The 15,192-nt window shown below is 68.5% G+C and carries 9 protein-coding genes and 2 pseudogenes; 6 read left to right on the forward strand and 5 right to left on the reverse strand.

What is annotated here, in order from left to right; genetic code table 11:
* Window positions 1-8 precede the first annotated feature (8 nt).
* From ACZ64A_RS22930 to ACZ64A_RS22945, 4 genes and pseudogenes are all read right to left on the reverse strand, one after another.
* Entirely contained in the window at window positions 9-458 is a 450-nt protein-coding gene (locus ACZ64A_RS22930; protein WP_469812633.1) for a hypothetical protein, read from the reverse strand.
* Window positions 459-485: 27 nt separating this feature from the next.
* On the reverse strand, window positions 486-902 hold the full coding sequence (locus tag ACZ64A_RS22935) for a Rossmann-fold NAD(P)-binding domain-containing protein (protein WP_469812634.1): 417 nt from the start codon (window positions 900-902) through the stop codon (window positions 486-488).
* Between the two features lie 118 nt (window positions 903-1,020).
* Window positions 1,021-2,721: a D-alanyl-D-alanine carboxypeptidase/D-alanyl-D-alanine endopeptidase gene (dacB, locus tag ACZ64A_RS22940; RefSeq protein WP_469812636.1), complete on the reverse strand. Its 1,701-nt coding sequence runs from the start codon at window positions 2,719-2,721 to the stop codon at window positions 1,021-1,023.
* A 262-nt stretch (window positions 2,722-2,983) separates the two neighbouring features.
* Window positions 2,984-3,244, reverse strand: a pseudogene (locus ACZ64A_RS22945) (type I-E CRISPR-associated protein Cas7/Cse4/CasC); the annotation flags it as partial.
* Window positions 3,245-3,923: 679 nt separating this feature from the next.
* On the opposite strand from ACZ64A_RS22945, the gene ACZ64A_RS22950 reads away from it, so the two are divergent.
* Window positions 3,924-4,109, forward strand: coding sequence for a peptidoglycan-binding protein (locus ACZ64A_RS22950; protein ID WP_469812638.1), 186 nt, complete (start codon window positions 3,924-3,926; stop codon window positions 4,107-4,109).
* 68 nt (window positions 4,110-4,177) lie between these two features.
* A complete protein-coding gene (locus ACZ64A_RS22955) occupies window positions 4,178-4,354 on the forward strand; it encodes a zeta toxin family protein (protein WP_469812639.1) in 177 nt (58 codons plus the stop codon).
* Window positions 4,355-5,327: 973 nt separating this feature from the next.
* On the opposite strand, the pseudogene ACZ64A_RS22960 reads toward ACZ64A_RS22955, so the two are convergent.
* A pseudogene (locus ACZ64A_RS22960) lies at window positions 5,328-5,621 on the reverse strand (transposase); the annotation flags it as partial.
* Between ACZ64A_RS22960 and ACZ64A_RS22965 the strand changes: the two are divergent.
* From ACZ64A_RS22965 to ACZ64A_RS22980, 4 genes are all read left to right on the forward strand, one after another.
* A complete protein-coding gene (locus tag ACZ64A_RS22965) occupies window positions 5,610-5,837 on the forward strand; it encodes a hypothetical protein (protein WP_469812640.1) in 228 nt (75 codons plus the stop codon). The pseudogene ACZ64A_RS22960 and the gene ACZ64A_RS22965 overlap by 12 nt on opposite strands.
* A 254-nt stretch (window positions 5,838-6,091) precedes the next feature.
* Window positions 6,092-7,324, forward strand: a complete 1,233-nt coding sequence (locus ACZ64A_RS22970) for a hypothetical protein (protein WP_469812641.1) — start codon at window positions 6,092-6,094, stop codon at window positions 7,322-7,324.
* A 197-nt stretch (window positions 7,325-7,521) separates the two neighbouring features.
* Entirely contained in the window at window positions 7,522-8,568 is a 1,047-nt protein-coding gene (locus ACZ64A_RS22975; RefSeq protein WP_469812642.1) for a M4 family metallopeptidase, read from the forward strand.
* A 441-nt stretch (window positions 8,569-9,009) separates the two neighbouring features.
* Window positions 9,010-15,192: a DNRLRE domain-containing protein gene (locus ACZ64A_RS22980; RefSeq protein WP_469812643.1), complete on the forward strand. Its 6,183-nt coding sequence runs from the start codon at window positions 9,010-9,012 to the stop codon at window positions 15,190-15,192.

Below are 15,192 nucleotides of genomic sequence, written 5' to 3' on the forward strand. Positions count from 1 at the left end.
GGCTGCGTTCAGGGCCAGCCGCTGCCAGTGCACTTGTCGTGCGGGAACCAGTGACTCTTCTCCGCGCTGCGCAGCGTGATGTAGTCCCCATAGTCGCTGTAGCGGAAGATGGTGGCCGGCCGCTCGGTGGCCTTCTCGACGTCGCCGGTGGGCGTGGCACCGTTGGCGGCGATGACGGCGCCGGTGAGCCAACGCATCATCACCGCGTATTCGGCGGGAACGCCCGCCGCGAGCACGCCGTTGATCCACGTCTCCTGGTCAAGGTCGTTGTAGGCGATGGGGCGCCCGCTCACGGAGGCGATGATGTCCGCGGCCTCCTGGACGGTGAGGGCCTGCGGACCGGTGAGCGAGTAGACGGCGCCGGCGTGGGCCGCGGGGTGTGCCAGCATTTCCGCCGCCACCGCCGCGGTGTCGGCCGCGTCGACGAAGGCCTCCATTCCGCCGCCGCTTGGGATCATGAAGGCTCCGTCGATGAGCGGGAGGTGTTAGTCGGTGGAGTTCTGCATCAGCCATGAGGGGCGCAGGACCGAGTGCGTGATGCCCTGCCGGGATGCCAGATCGGCTTGGACGGCCGCGATGTCGACCTCCGGCGGGGCCTGGTCGGCGTTGTAGACGCTCAGGTAGGTGACATGAGGCGCCCCGGTTGCCTCGGCGAGGTCCTGGAGGGCGCCGACCTGGCCTGCGTAGCTGATACGTGCGGTGATTGTCACCGGATAGAGGCGGTTCAACGCCGTCCTGGGCGTCCAAGTGGGTGGCCGGATCGTCCCGTGGGAAGCGGACGTCCGCTCCGCTTCGCGCCGCGGTTGGGGGTTGATTCCTCGCTGGTCGAGCGTGTCAGCCATCAGCGAGCCGGACCGGCCGGTGCCGCACAGGATGAGTGCGGTGGGTGCCTTCTTGTTCATGCCTCCATACTCGAAGCCCGGAACAAGAGAATCCATGCGTGATCGAGCGCCATCCTCCGCCGCAAGCAGGTCAACCCGTCTCGCGCGTCCGGGTCCGCGGACCCGGCTGCTGACGGGCTCAGGGGCTGGAGGCGGTGGCGCTTGCCGTGGCTGCGGCGTCCTGCTGGAGCAGGGCCGAGATCTGGGCGATGTCGCTCGCGATGGAGAGGAGTTCGTCGGTGGACGCCGCTTTGGCGTCGTTGAAGACGACGTCGAAGAGCCAGTAGTGCCCGCCGCCCGCATCGAGATAGCCGGCCATGGCCCGCCCGGTGACAAGTGTTTGTCCGGTGAGACTGTCTACGGCCGCCTGGGTGCCGGTCTTGGCGAAGACCTTTCCCTTGGCCGGGCTGTCCGTGCCGAACAGGGACAGATCGCCGCTGGTGCCCAGGATGGGCAGAGCCTCACGGAACTGCCTTGCCTGTGGCTGGCCCGACATGTACGTCAGCAACGGAATGTAGGCCTGCGGGGTGAACGCGTCGCCGGGTACCCCGCCCTGTCCGTCGGCCTGGGAGGCCTGGGCAAGGTCCACGCCCGCCTTGGTGTCGAACGCCCTGATGACGGCGAATCCGTCCTGGCAGTTGTGGCTGCCCCGGTGGACGGCGAGCAGGCAGACCAGGAGATCGGCGCCCAGGTTGTGACTGACCTTGAGGATGAGTCTGGCCTCTTGCGAGAAAGGCGGGGAGACCAACTTCGCCACCGGGCTGCCGTGCGGGGGCTGGGCCGGGGGCGACGGATTGGGGCCCGTTGGGGCGGCGTCGACGCTCACGCCTGCCCGGCGCAGGGCCTCGATCAGGGCGGTCCGGGCAAAGGCCGCAGGGTCCGTGATCGGGGCGATGGCCAGGTACGGCGCGGCGTCGGCGGCCAGGGTCCCGGTCACCGTGATCACGCCGTTGGGCCCCGCTGTGGCGGTGATGGCGCTGGGCTGCCCCTTAGCCACGGTTTTGACGTGGTAGGAGATGGAGTTCCGCGCGGTCTGGGGGCGCCAGGTGAACGTGGGCTGATGTCCGGGCTCGGTGGGCGTGCTCAAAATGTCGATGATGTTGTCGTTGATGATGATCGGCGAAGGGTTCGTGGTGAACGCGGGCTCGGGGGCGAACAGACGGTTGTCGATGACCACGTCACCGTTGACGTGCGTGATCCCACGGTCTCTGACCTGCTTGGCCAAGCTGTCCAGACCGGCGAGAGGGTTCTCAGGGGTGAGCGCGGCATGGCCAGGGACCGCTGCGGCGTAGGTGTGATCAACAGGCTTGAAGTCGAGCGTGCCGTCCGGCTTAGTGCGCCCGCCCATGGTCAGGTCGCCCGACGCCACGAGCACCAGGTTTCCCTCCAGCGTGTCACCCCTGACCTCGCCCTGCGCATACACCGGGGTGGTGGTGCGCTGCTCGCTGCCGAAGGTGTCCCAGGCCGTCGAGACAGTGAACAACTTGGTCGTCGAGCCGGGGATGAACAGGCGATCGGCGTTGAGCGAGGTGACGGTGCGCTTGGTCGCCGGGTCGACGACCACAAGGCCGAACTGGCCATGCCGGTAGACCGGCTTGTTCATGATCTTCTGGATGCGTGGGTCGATCGGGTCCCCGCCCGAATGTGCCGCGTCCTTGGGGGACCCGGCGCAGGCACCGGCAACCAGCGCCAGCAGGCATAGCCCCACCATGAGGACGCACAGCCGGGCGCCGCCACCACGCCCGCCGAGCCGGCCCCAAGCCCTGGCGAAAGACGCCGCCGCACCGATACGCGCATCAATGGCACACACAATCCGCGGTCGGCCTGTGTTCCCCAGCATGCGCTTCTCACCGTCCCTGCCTGTGGACGGGAGCCAATGCCCATCCCCTGAGGCCAGCCTCACCGGGGCAGCGGCGGCCCGCTCAACGGACGGGGCAAAAGGATGAAGGGCTTGTTCGCGAGTCTTGGCCTCCGCCTCTGCATACTGACTGTGATCTCCACTCGGCGAGGTGACGTCTGCTGGCTGTGCCTGATGAGGGCCACGTAGATCATGCTCGCCCCGGGCATCCCCCGCATGCCCATCGCGCCCCGCATCGTTCCACGGCCACTGCTGCCCGGCACTCACCCGAACTACCTGCAGCACCCTCGTTCTCGCCGCGTACCGGGTCCTCGAAGGCGGCGACGAAGCTGACGGGCCGGGTGGTGCGCAGCTTGACGATCACGGCGTCGGGCAGCGTGTGGTGTCCGAAGGTGTTGATCTTGCCGGTGGGCAGGGAGGCTACGAAACCGTGGACGAAGGCCTCCACGGCCCGTCGGACCGGCTCCGTGCGCGACTGGTCATCGCGCAGCCCTTCGCCGAGGTTGGGACGTTGCCGTCAAACACGGCGGCGGCCCCGCCGGAAATTCTTTCCGGCGGGGCCTCTCATTTCACCTACGAATACAGCTCCAGCCATCCCCAATCACCGGGACACGTGCTCAGCTCTCGAAGGCAGTACTTCAGGAAATTCTGAAGAGTGGGCGCGTCCGTGCGAATCAATTCGCGTCCACCCAACCCTGGACCTGACATCACCATCGTCCAGGGCTTATGCCCTGTTTGCATGCGCTCATGGTCAACCTTGAGGAGGACGCTGACGCCAGCCCTCCCCAGTTGATCCATTAGTAGCTCAATATCCACCATCACTACTCCCCTCAATACCCTCGCAACATCGAGGCAATCTCCCCAACATCCATGCTGTGGCCTGCCTTTCTAGGAGTAGCGACTCTGATATAACACTCCACGGCTCGTCCGAGGTTGGCCCGCTGGTAATGCCGTTGCGATCCATTAGCTGGGATACCACAGTATGAGCAGTTCGCTTATTTCCATTGTCGAACATGTGACTACCGGCAATGTCTCGAATCACCACGGCCGACTTCTCCCAGAAGCTGCCATAGCGACTCGCGTTGACCACTACGTTATCGGGAGTACCACGCTCCGCGACCATCCCGCCGTTCCCCGGGGCGTCGTTCTTCCACACCGGACAGAAACCGCCGATCATCGCCGCAATGCACCACCGGCTCGTCGCCGAAGGCTGCGACCGGTACCAGTCGGACGCCAACGCCGACGTCTGGGGCCCGGGCGATGTGAAGTCCTACGCCGCCTGGCAGCAAAAACTCGGGTTCCAAGGTGACGATGCCAACGGCATTCCCGGCAAAACCAGTTGGGACAAGCTGCACGTCCCCAACGTCTGAGTCAGCGAGGAGCTGATCAGAGGTCGCGGACTCTTCCGGCGGATCTTGCGCGAGCGATCGTGCCCGACGTGCTGGAAGGCCGGGCGTCGCAGGAGACGCCGACGGTGGTATTCCTGGTCGGACAGCCCGGTGCGGGCAAGAGCCCGGTCACTGAGATGGTGGCCACCCAGCTCAACCGACACGGCGGGTTCGTGGACGCCGACAGCGACCTGTACAAGCCCTACCACCCGCCTACGCGGAACTGATGGCGCGCGACGACACGCTGATGGCCGGCCTGACCCGCGCCGACGGGCCGGCATGGACAGTACGTTCGCGACCACTGCCTGCACGTCATCATCCAGGAGACTACGCAGAACACCCAGGTCGTGGAGGAGAAGATGCGCGCCTACCGTGAGGCGGGGGCACGCACCGAGGAACTGTTCATGGGCGTCCCGCAAGCCATGAGCGACCAGGGCATCGTCAACCGCTACTTCGAGCAACTCGCTGACTGCGGCCAGGGACGGCTGACCGTGCGGCGGCTTCCTGGACGGACGCACCGCCAACGGCACGGTGGGTCTTGCCCCAGATACCGCTCCGCCGTTTTCCGGGACGCAATGGGCCTTTATTCAGGACCATCCCCCGCTTGTTAACTTCAAGTGCCTGGGGACGGGATCGGGCAGCGCAAGATTCCTGGACGGGCGAACCGCATTCGGCACCGTCGGTCTCAGCGTAGAAGTGAATGACGACCACTTCTCGGGAGCACGGTGGGCCATAGAGAACCTCTAGCGAACCAGAGGATCGATCGCACCCTCAGCTTCAACTCATGCGTGGTGGAGCTGGCGCAGGCGTCTCCACCACGCATCCGAATGCAGCCTCCTACCTGACAACAGCTCGGATCTCAACTGCACCATCCCAGAACGACGCACGCCGCGCTTCGGCGGGGCTCGATTCCGTGCCTCTGCGGATGATCCGCAGCAGGCGCTGCCCCTGGTCGTCCTCGCTTTCGCGGCCCACGTACTTGTTCTGCTGCCCGGTCAGCCTGGCGACATCACGCCGTCTGGGCGAGCCTGGGAGCCGCGGCTTGATCATCGCGGTCAGCCGACCGAACCTCGTTGGTCCCAGGGGGAAGCCGTGCCCATCCTCCAACTCGCCTGCCATGGATGTGACAGCCCTGGAGACTCTGTCTGTCCACGAGGCCAGCCATGCGGGCGAAAGTGATCGGTCACTCATGAGGCCGGATCATCGCATGAGCCACGGACATCCATGGCGTGACCAGTCCCAGGACCAGCGCAATGCCCTGAGTTGTCGATGAGCGATGAGACAGCACGCGAGTTTGAGGAACGCTTCATGAATGTCAGCCCTGCGTTCCCAGCGGATGCGCAGATGTCGGAAGCCGTGCAGCCACGCGAAACTCGTCTCCACGACCCAGCGGTAGGTGCCCATTCCCATGCCGTGCAGGGTGCCGCGGCGGGTGATGGCCGGCACGAAGCCGCGGGCGCGGACCTGATCGCGGTAGATGTCATGGCCGTAGCCCACGCCTTCTCCTACGACGGCTGGCACAAGGTCACCGCGAGCGCTGTCGACCACCTCGGCGGTGTCCGGCTCGAGCTCAGGGTCGACGACCGCAGCGTGCTGAGCGCCGACGACCCCACTCCGGGTCCGCTCGTGTCCCCCGGCGGCGTGGGCATCCGGGTGGACAACTCGGAGCTCTTCTTCCGTCACTTCCGCGCCGTACCGCAGGGGTCGTAGGGGTGGGGCTCGCTCGTGTTGGACGCGGGCCCACGCCGTCCGTTGACCGACCCGGTGAGCACGTCCGTGCCGAGTAAGCGCTGGGTAAGCCCGCCACTGACATCCGCGCGGTGGGGTCTCACCGATGAACCGAGGCCCGTCGAAGGCGCTCTTACCAGGTGATGCTGTGATGGGTCGGGCGCCGGACGGACGGTTGACCGGTGAGGGAGGGACGGAACGTGTGGATCGGGCGTTACCGGGTGCGATGGCACATCGTGCTGCTCACCCTATGGACGGCCGTGTGGTTCGCCGTGGCCGAGCGCCACGGCGCCGTGTCCTGGCACTATCTGCGCCAAGGCCAGGAACTCCTCTTCGGCCAACAGCCCGGCGGCGGTCTCGCCCTCTACGCCAACCACCCCGATCTGCAGATCGGCCCCGTCAGCTTCGTCGTGGCCGGGCTCTTCTCACCGTTCCCTGCCGACGTCGGTGAGAAACTGGCCGACGCGTTCATGTCCGGCCTGGGGCTGTACATGCTCGTCCTGGTCGGCCGCGCCGCCGCCGACCACAACCGGGGCACCGGCCTCAACCACCGCCGCCTGCAGCAACGCGTCCTGATCGCCGGCGCGGCCTTCATCCCCATGTGGGTGGAGGTCTCGGTCCGTTTCGCCCACCTCGACGACGTCCTGGCCCTGTTCTTCACCACCTTCGCCGTCCGTTCGCTGGTCCGCGGCCAGGCCACGGCGGTGGGGGTGTTCCTCGCGCTCGCGGTGGACTCGAAACCCTGGGCGGTCGGCTTCCTGCCCCTGCTCCTGGCACTGCCCCGCCCGGCCCGCCTCCGCTCGGCAAGCTGTGCGTTCGCTCTGGTGGCGGTCGCCTGGCTGCCGTTCTACCTCACCCACCTGGACACCCTGCACGCGGCCCGGTTCACCATCCCCAACCAGCCGGCGTCAGCGCTGCGCTGGTTCGGTGTCGACGACCCCGTGACCCCCTGGTGGGACCGCCCCGCCCAGATGGCCCTCGGCGCCGCCCTGGGCGCGCTCGCCGTACGGCGGAATCGCTGGCCGGCGGTCGTCTTCCTCGCCGTCGACGCACGCATCCTGCTCGACCCGAGTGTGTACACGTACTACAACGCCTCGGTTCTGCTGGGCACGCTGATCTGGGACGTGATCGGCCAGCGCCGCCTGGTCCCGTGGGTCAGCTGGATCGCGCTCATCTCCCTCTACGGCAGCGCCCTGCTGGTCCCGTCGTCCTCGGTGCAGGGCTTCATCCGCCTCGCCTTCGGGATCGGCTCGGCGGCATACGTGCTGCTGTCGCCGCAACGTGCGCCCCGCGGCGGGCGAGGACGAACACACCGGGCCGCCGGTCAGGGGAACCCGGCCGGCGAGGACGAGCCGGAGCAACTGCCCCCGCCCCGTCCGGTGTCGTACTTCCGTGACGTGCGTCAGGCGCGTTCACGTTCCGGCGCCCGCTCCTGCTTCGCTGCGCATGTCCCGAGTGAGGGGCGCTAGACCCTCGCCGTGATGCAGGACGGGTGCGTCTCGGGTGGCGATCCCGTCGGGGCGTCGACGGCGTCCGTGCGTCCGCGGCTGGTTCGGCGCAAAGGAGCACGCTTTCGTCATGGGCCTGTTCAAGAGCCGGGCTGTGCGCAAAGATCGCGCCCACGCCGCATCACCGTAACCTCGCCTTCCGCAACCGGAGGATGCACATGGCTCACCGCACACCCCGCGGTCTGCTCGCCGGGGCCACCGCCACCGTTGCCCTGCTCATGACGGCCGCCTCGGCCTCCGCCGTAGGAACCGCCCCCGTCGTGCCCGGACCGCAGGCCCGCGTGTTCATGGTCAACCCCGTCCAGTCGTCGGGCGACCAGACCCTCACCGACGCCAAGGATGCCGCCGACGCCGTTCCCGTCACCGCCTACGCGACCGTCGCGCTGCGCAACCTGGACGGCAGCGGCGGCCTCTCCGGCCGCTGGGCCGCAGTCCGCTCCGACACCGGCGCCTCCGCACGAGCTGCCGACGCCGCCTCGTACAACCGGCACGACGACCAGTTCGAGCAGGTCATGGCGTACTTCTGGGTCAACGAGGCACAGGAGTACCTGCAGGGCCTCGGATTCGGCAGCGAACTGCCCGGCGCCAACGACCGGGTGCAGCCGGTTCGCATCAACCAATACGGCGCCGACAACTCCTTCTTCAGCGACAAGAAGGCGGAGATCCGCTTCGGCAAGGGCGGCGTGGACGACGCCGAGGACGCCGAGGTCATTGTGCACGAGTACGGTCACGCCGTGCACAACGCCCAGGTGCCCGGCTTCGGCACCTCCCTGGAGGCCGGTTCCATCGGCGAGGCCTTCGGCGACTATCTCGCCGTCGCCGTCGGCCAGCACGCCGCCGCGCGCTACAACTGGCCGGTGAAGACCGACGTCGCCTGCGTCGCCGACTGGGACTCCGTCATGTACACCGACGCCCCGCACTGCCTGCGCCGGATCGACTCCGACAAGACGTATGCGGACCGGGTCGGCGAGGTCCACGCGGACGGCGAGATCTGGTCCCGCGCACTGTTCGACATCCGCACCGCGCTCGGCGCGCGCGTCGCCGACCGGATCATCGTCAACGCCCAGTTCGGCTTCGCCCCCGACACCAGCTTCGCGGCGGCCGCGAACACGACGGTCGCGACGGCGCAGAAGATGTACGGCAAGAACGCGGCAGACACGGTCCGGGCCGCATTCCAGGCCCGGGGCATCCCTGGCATCGCCTGACACGCCACGTCCCGGAGGCGGCAGACCCGCCGCCTCCCCAGCCGGGCATGGATTTCAGCGGAGAGTGATGCATTCCATGCACCTGGGGCGGATTCGACATTCCGGTACCTTTCCTGATGCCCTTCCCCCGGCGATGTCATCGCCGGGCAATCGCTTGGCCATGCTCTGGCAAAACCTCCGACAGTCCGCCTCAACTTGCCTGGTCAGGCACGGAGTTGAGGAGGTTCCCCTACTGAGCAGTTGTGATCAAGTCGTGACTTCCGAAGATGTCCGCTGGCTCCTTTTTTAGCTGATCTTCGCGCCATATCGACCTCGCTAGCTTTTCCCGCTCAACGTCTTTCTTTCGTTCGACGAAAGGCTGGAAAAGTCCGAATGAATCGCTATCAGCCGCCTTCGCCCTGGGCGAGACGGCGGCTTTGGCGCGACAGACGCATGCGCTACGTGGCAGGCAGTCTGGCCCTCGCCCTGTCTCTGACCGCTCTGGACGGCGCCGCCGCGTCCGCGCAGGCCCCGACCGGGAACAACTCCGCGATACACGGCCCCGCGCAGGCCGCCGACGAGGCGTCCGCGCTGCTCATGGCGCGCCTGCAGAAGCGCAACATCGAGGTGCTGTCGGCCCGCACGGAGCAGTCCACCACCTGGGCCCTGCCGTCGGGCGCCCTGCAGACGTCGGTCTACGCGGGACCGATACGCACCCACAAGGACGGTGCCTGGCAGGACATCGACACCTCGCTGCGGGACACCGGCCCCTCGGTGGAGCCCAAGGCCGCGGCAGCGGACGTGCGGCTGTCCGACGGCGGCGACGACCAGCTGGCCTCCGTGACCAAGGGCAGGACGAAGTTCGCCCTGGGCTGGCAGAGCAAGCTCCCGGCGCCCCGGCTCAAGGGTTCCACCGCCTCCTACGACCTGGGACGCGGCCAGACGCTCGAGGTCACCGCCCTGGAGCAGGGCTTCTCCGAGAACGTCGTCCTGGCCCAGGCACCGGATGCCGCGGTGTCGTACCGCATCCCGCTGCACCTGGACGGCCTGAAGCTGTCCAAGGCGCCGTCGGGGCACCTGCTGCTGAAGGACACCGCCGGCCGGCTGGTCGCCGAGGCCCCCGCACCCCGTATGTGGGACTCCTCCAAGGACTCCCGCTCCGGTGAGTCGAAGAACGTGGCCCCGGTCGGCACGACGATCGAGACGGCCGCCGACGGATCGCAGACCCTGGTCCTCTCCCCGGACGCGCACTACCTCGCCCGCAAGGACCTGAAGTACCCGGTCACGGTGGACCCGACGTCCACGCTCGCCGTCACCACCGACACCTGGGTGCAGACGCCGGACTACCCGGACTCCCAGGTCTCCTCGCCCGAGCTGAAGTCGGGCACGTACGACACGGGTGCGGACAAGGCCCGCTCCTATCTGAAGTTCGACGTGTCGGCCTTCAAGGGCAAACACATCCTGGACACGAACCTCGCCCTGTACTCGTACTACTCCTCGACGTGCGCCACGACGGGAGCCGGTACCGAGGTGCGGCGGGTCACCGCCGACTGGAGCTCCTCCGCCGTCACCTGGAGCGCCCAGCCCGCGACCACGGCCACCGGCGCGGTCGTCAACAAGGCTGCCCTGGGCTACAGCTCCAGCTGCCCGGGCGGCACGATGAACTTCGACATCGACGCCATCGTGCAGGCCTGGGCGAACGGCTCGGCCAACTACGGCCTGCGGATCGCCGGTGCCGACGAGACCGACCCGACCACCTGGCGGCGCTTCCGTTCGGCCAACTACATCAGCGGGGACAACTCCGTCGAGCCGCACCTGACGGTGACGTACAACTCGTACCCGGCCGTCCCGGCCAGTGCGGCCATCTCGCCGAGTGCCGCCAACGCCTACAACGGCAAGCGTTACGTCACCTCCCTGACGCCGGTCCTCTCGGCGAAGACGAGCGACGCCGACGGCAGCACGGTCAAGGCGCAGTTCGAGGTGACCCCGGACCCGGCCTACAACGACACCACCTACACCTACACGGCCACCACCGCGTCCGTGGCCTCGGGTGGCACCGCGCAGCTGACCATTCCCTCGGCCAACGCCTTCCCGGCCGGTGCGCACCTGCGCTTCCGTGTGCGCGGCTACGACGGCACGGACTACGGTTCCTGGACGGGCTACACCACCTTCGTCCTCAACACGGCCAAGCCGGTGGCGCCGACGGTCTCCTGCACGCCGTACGCCAAGGACACATGGACGGCGAAGGCGGCCGGCGGCGCCCAGTGCACCCTGGACACGACCTCCACGGACGGTCAGGGCTACTACTGGGGACTGGACGACCCGAACGCACCCAACCGGGTGGACGACACCACGGACGGCAGCGGCGGCGACCCGCTGACCGTGACCGTGCAGCCGGGCGACGGCTGGCACAGCCTGTACGCCAAGACGATCGACTCCGGCGGCAACCTGTCCACGACGACGACCGAGTACCGGTTCGGCGTGGGTGCCGACGGGGCCGCGATGGTCTCACCGCGTGACGGCGACCGGCCGGCCCGCCGGGTCGCGCTCACCTCGACGGGCCGCACCAGCTACACCGGTGTGACGTACCAGTACCGCCGCGGCGAGACGGACACGTGGCAGAACGTGCCGCTCGCCGACGTGAGCGTCAACTCCAGCGGCGCCGCGGTCAGTTCGTGGCCGCTGCCCGCGCCGAACGGTGCGCCTGCCGCGCTGACGTGGAACATCACCACCTCCATCGCGCAGGACGGCCCGATCGACATCCGTGCCGCGTTCACCGACGGCACGACCACGGGCTACAGCCAGCCCGTCACGGTCACCGTGGACCGCGAGGCGGGCGACGCGCCCACCCAGGAGGTCGGTCCCGGCGAGGTGAACCTGCTGACCGGTGACTTCTCCCTGACGGAGAACGACGCGGGCGGCTTCGGCCTGACGGCCTCGCGCAGCACCTCGTCCCGCCGGGCGACGACCGACGACGGCATCGAGGGCCAGGCCGCCATCTTCGGCCCGGACTGGATCTCCGGCATCACTGCCGACGCCAGCGGGTCGGAGTGGAACAGCATCAGCAAGACGTCCGCGACCTCCGTGGAGCTGGTCGACTCGCAGGGCCGCGGCATCGGCTTCACCGCGACGAACGCCGGTGGCTGGAAGCCGGAGCCCGGTTCGGAGTCGCTGACCCTGACCGGGTCGCTGACCGGCTCGTTCACTCTCAAGGACACCGCCGGCACGACCACGTCGTTCGCCAAGGTCGACCCCGCCGCGACGACATGGCAGGCGACCACGTCGTACCGGCCGACCTCCAACTCGACGACCATGGTCGTCTCGGAGAAGGTCGTCTCCGGGACGCAGACCCTCGCCCGGCCGAAGTACGTGATCGCGCCCACCTCGGCGGTCTCCGCCGACACCTGCGCCGCGACGCCCGCCACCAAGGGCTGCCGGATGCTGGAGTACGTCTACGCAACGACGACGACGGCCACGTCCTCGGCGTTGGGTGACTTCGCCGGCCAGGTGAAGGAGATCAGGCTGCGCTCCACCGCGCCCGGCGCGTCCGCGTCGACGGCCGTCGCGGTGCAGACCTTCGCCTACGACACGGCCGGGCATCTGCGCGAGGCGTGGAACCCGCAGATCACGCCGTCGCTGAAGACCGCCTACGAGTACGACGGCGCCGGCCGGGTCACCAAGCTGACGCCGCCCGGTGAACTGCCGTGGACCTTCTCCTACGGCAAGGCCGGCAACGCGGCGACCGCCGGTGACGGCATGCTGCTCAAGACGTCCCGCCCCGCCCTGCACCAGGGCAGCGCCGACGTCACCGAGGGCAGCGCGGACACCAACGTCGTCTACGACGTCCCGCTGACCGGCACCACGGCGCCGTACCCGATGGGCGCCACCGATGTGCAGGCCTGGGGGCAGACGGACGTTCCGACGGACGCCACGGCCGTCTTCCCGGCCGATGTCACGGTCGCGTCCAACGACGGCCGGACCCTGTCCGCCGGCGACTACAAGCGCGCCACCATCTCCTACATCGACGCCTCCGGCCGCGGGGTCAACACCGCGGACCCGGGCGGTCACATCGACGTCACGGAGTACAACGCGCTCGGCAACCAGGTCCGCGAGCTCTCCGCGAGCGACCGCCGGCTGGCGCTGGCCACCTCCGGTGACGACCTGAACCGGCTCACTCTGCTGGGCATCAGCGACGCCTCCCCGGCCGAGCGCGCACAGCAGCTGTCCACCTCGTACGTGTACAGCGGTGACGGCCGTCTGCAGCTGGAGGAGTTCGGGCCGCTGCATCTGACCACCCTCACCTCCGCCCTCAAGGCGGGCACGGGCGGCACCGACCTGCCGGCCGGGACCGAGGTCGCCGCGCGCACGCACACCGTCACCGCCTACGACGCAGGGCGCCCCACCGACGGATCGGCCAACGCGTCCGATCTGCCCACCCAGGTGAGCGTGGGCGCGCATGTCGACGGCTACCCGTCCGACGCCGACGTCCGGGTCGACAAGACCACCTACGACTGGGCCTCCGGTCTGCAGACGTCCACCATCAAGGACGCGGGCGGTCTGAACCTCACCCGGACCACCTCGTACGACGCCCAGGGCCGGGTGGTCAAGGCGACCCTGCCGAAGTCGAACGGCTCGGACGCCGGGGCGACGGTGACGACCTACTGGTCGGCCACCGGCACCGGTGCCTGCCAGGGCCGGCCCGAGTGGGCCGACCTGCAGTGCTCCACCGCGCCCGCCGCCGCCGTCACCGGAGGCGGCTCCAACCCGAGCCAGGTGCCCACCCGGACCGTCGAGTACGACTGGTGGGGCAACCCGGCGAAGGTGACCGAGACCGCCAACGGCGTGACCCGCACCACCACTCTGACCGCTGACAACGCCGGCCGCACGGTCAAGGCGTCGCTCACCGGCGGCGTGGGAACGGCGGTGCCGGACACCACCAACACGTTCGACCCGGCGACGGGTCGCACCACCACGGTGACGTCCAACGGCAAGACCATCACGACGGTCTACGACAAGCTCGGCCGGGTCATCTCCTACAACGACGGCGCCGGCAACACCCGCACCGCCGAGTACGACGTCCTGGGCCGTCCGCTGAAGGTCAGCGACTCGTCCCCGTCGACGACGACCTACGCCTACGACACGACGAAGGAACCCCGCGGGCTTCCCACGTCCTTGACCGACTCCGTGGCGGGCACCTTCACCGCCGCGTACGGCCCGGACGGGCAGCTCACGACCGAGACCCTGCCCGGCGGCTACACGCTGAACCTCGGCTTCAACGAGATCGGCGAGAACACCTCCCGGATCTACACCCGTGACACCGACGGCGCGATCGTGCTGGCGGACACCGCGGACTTCTCCACGCACGGGCAGATCGTCCACCACAACGGCACGGCAGGAGACACCACCGAGCAGAACTACACCTACGACAACGCCGGACGGCTCACCCGCACGGACGACACCGCCGCGGACCAGACCTGCACGCGGCGCGTCTACGCCCTGGACGGCAACACCAACCGCACCGGTCTGACCACCAGTGTCAGCGCACCCGGAGACGGCTGCACCGACACCGGCGCCACCACGGTGACCAGCGCCTACGACAGCGCCGACCGGATCGTCGGCACGGGCGTGGCCTACGACGCCTTCGGCCGGACCACCTCCCAGGCGAGCGGCACCTCCATCGAGTACTACGCGCACGACCTGGTGCGCCGGCAGACCGCCGGCACCCAGCGTCAGACGTGGGACCTCGACGCGGCCGGACGCCTGGCCTCGTGGACCACGGAAACGCAGAACACCGACGGCACGTGGACCCAGACGGGCCAGAAGACGAACCACTACGGCTCGGCCGACGACAGCCCGGACTGGGTGACGGAGAACTCCTCCGGCCTCATCACCCGCAACGTCCACGGCCTGACCGGCAAACTGGAGGCGGTCACCGGCGCCACCGGAGGTGTCGTCCTCCAACTGGCGGGCCTGCACGGCGACATCGGTCTGACGCTTCCGCTGGACGCCACCCAGGCGCCGACGGTGCTGCGCCAGGACGAGTACGGCAACCCCGTCGCCGGCAGCGCCTCCGCCCGCTACGGCTGGCTCGGCAGCGAGGCGCGTTCCGCCGAGACGCCGGCCGGGGCCGTGCTGATGGGCGTTCGCCTGTACGACCCCACGCAGGGACGCTTCCTGTCGATGGACCCGGTCCCGGGCGGCAGCGACAACGCCTACGAATACGCCGGCGCCGACCCGATCAACCAGGTCGACCTCGACGGCAAGTGGCACCGCTGGCGCACCAAGCACTACTTCTTCGGCAAGGTCGTCGGCCACTCGTGGCGGTACTGGGACTACTGGGGCTGGGACGCGGGCCTGCACATCGGCGCCTCCGTCCGCGTCTACTTCAACTGGTGGGCGACGAAGAAGATGGCCAACGAGGGCCCGTACGTCCTCACGGCCTACGGCTTCATCGCCGGCATCATCGCGTGCATCAACGTGTACGCGGGAGCCGTGGCCGCCATTCTCGGTCTGTACGCCGCACTGATCGTGTGGGCGGCGTACCGGGCCAAGGAACGGGGCAAGTGCCTGAAGCTGTTCAGCACACAGAAGTGGGTCGGCACCTACCCAGTGGGTTACGTGTCCTACGCGTACGTCCGCTGCTGA

It is taken from the genome of Streptomyces sp. NPDC104814, assembly GCF_055583185.1.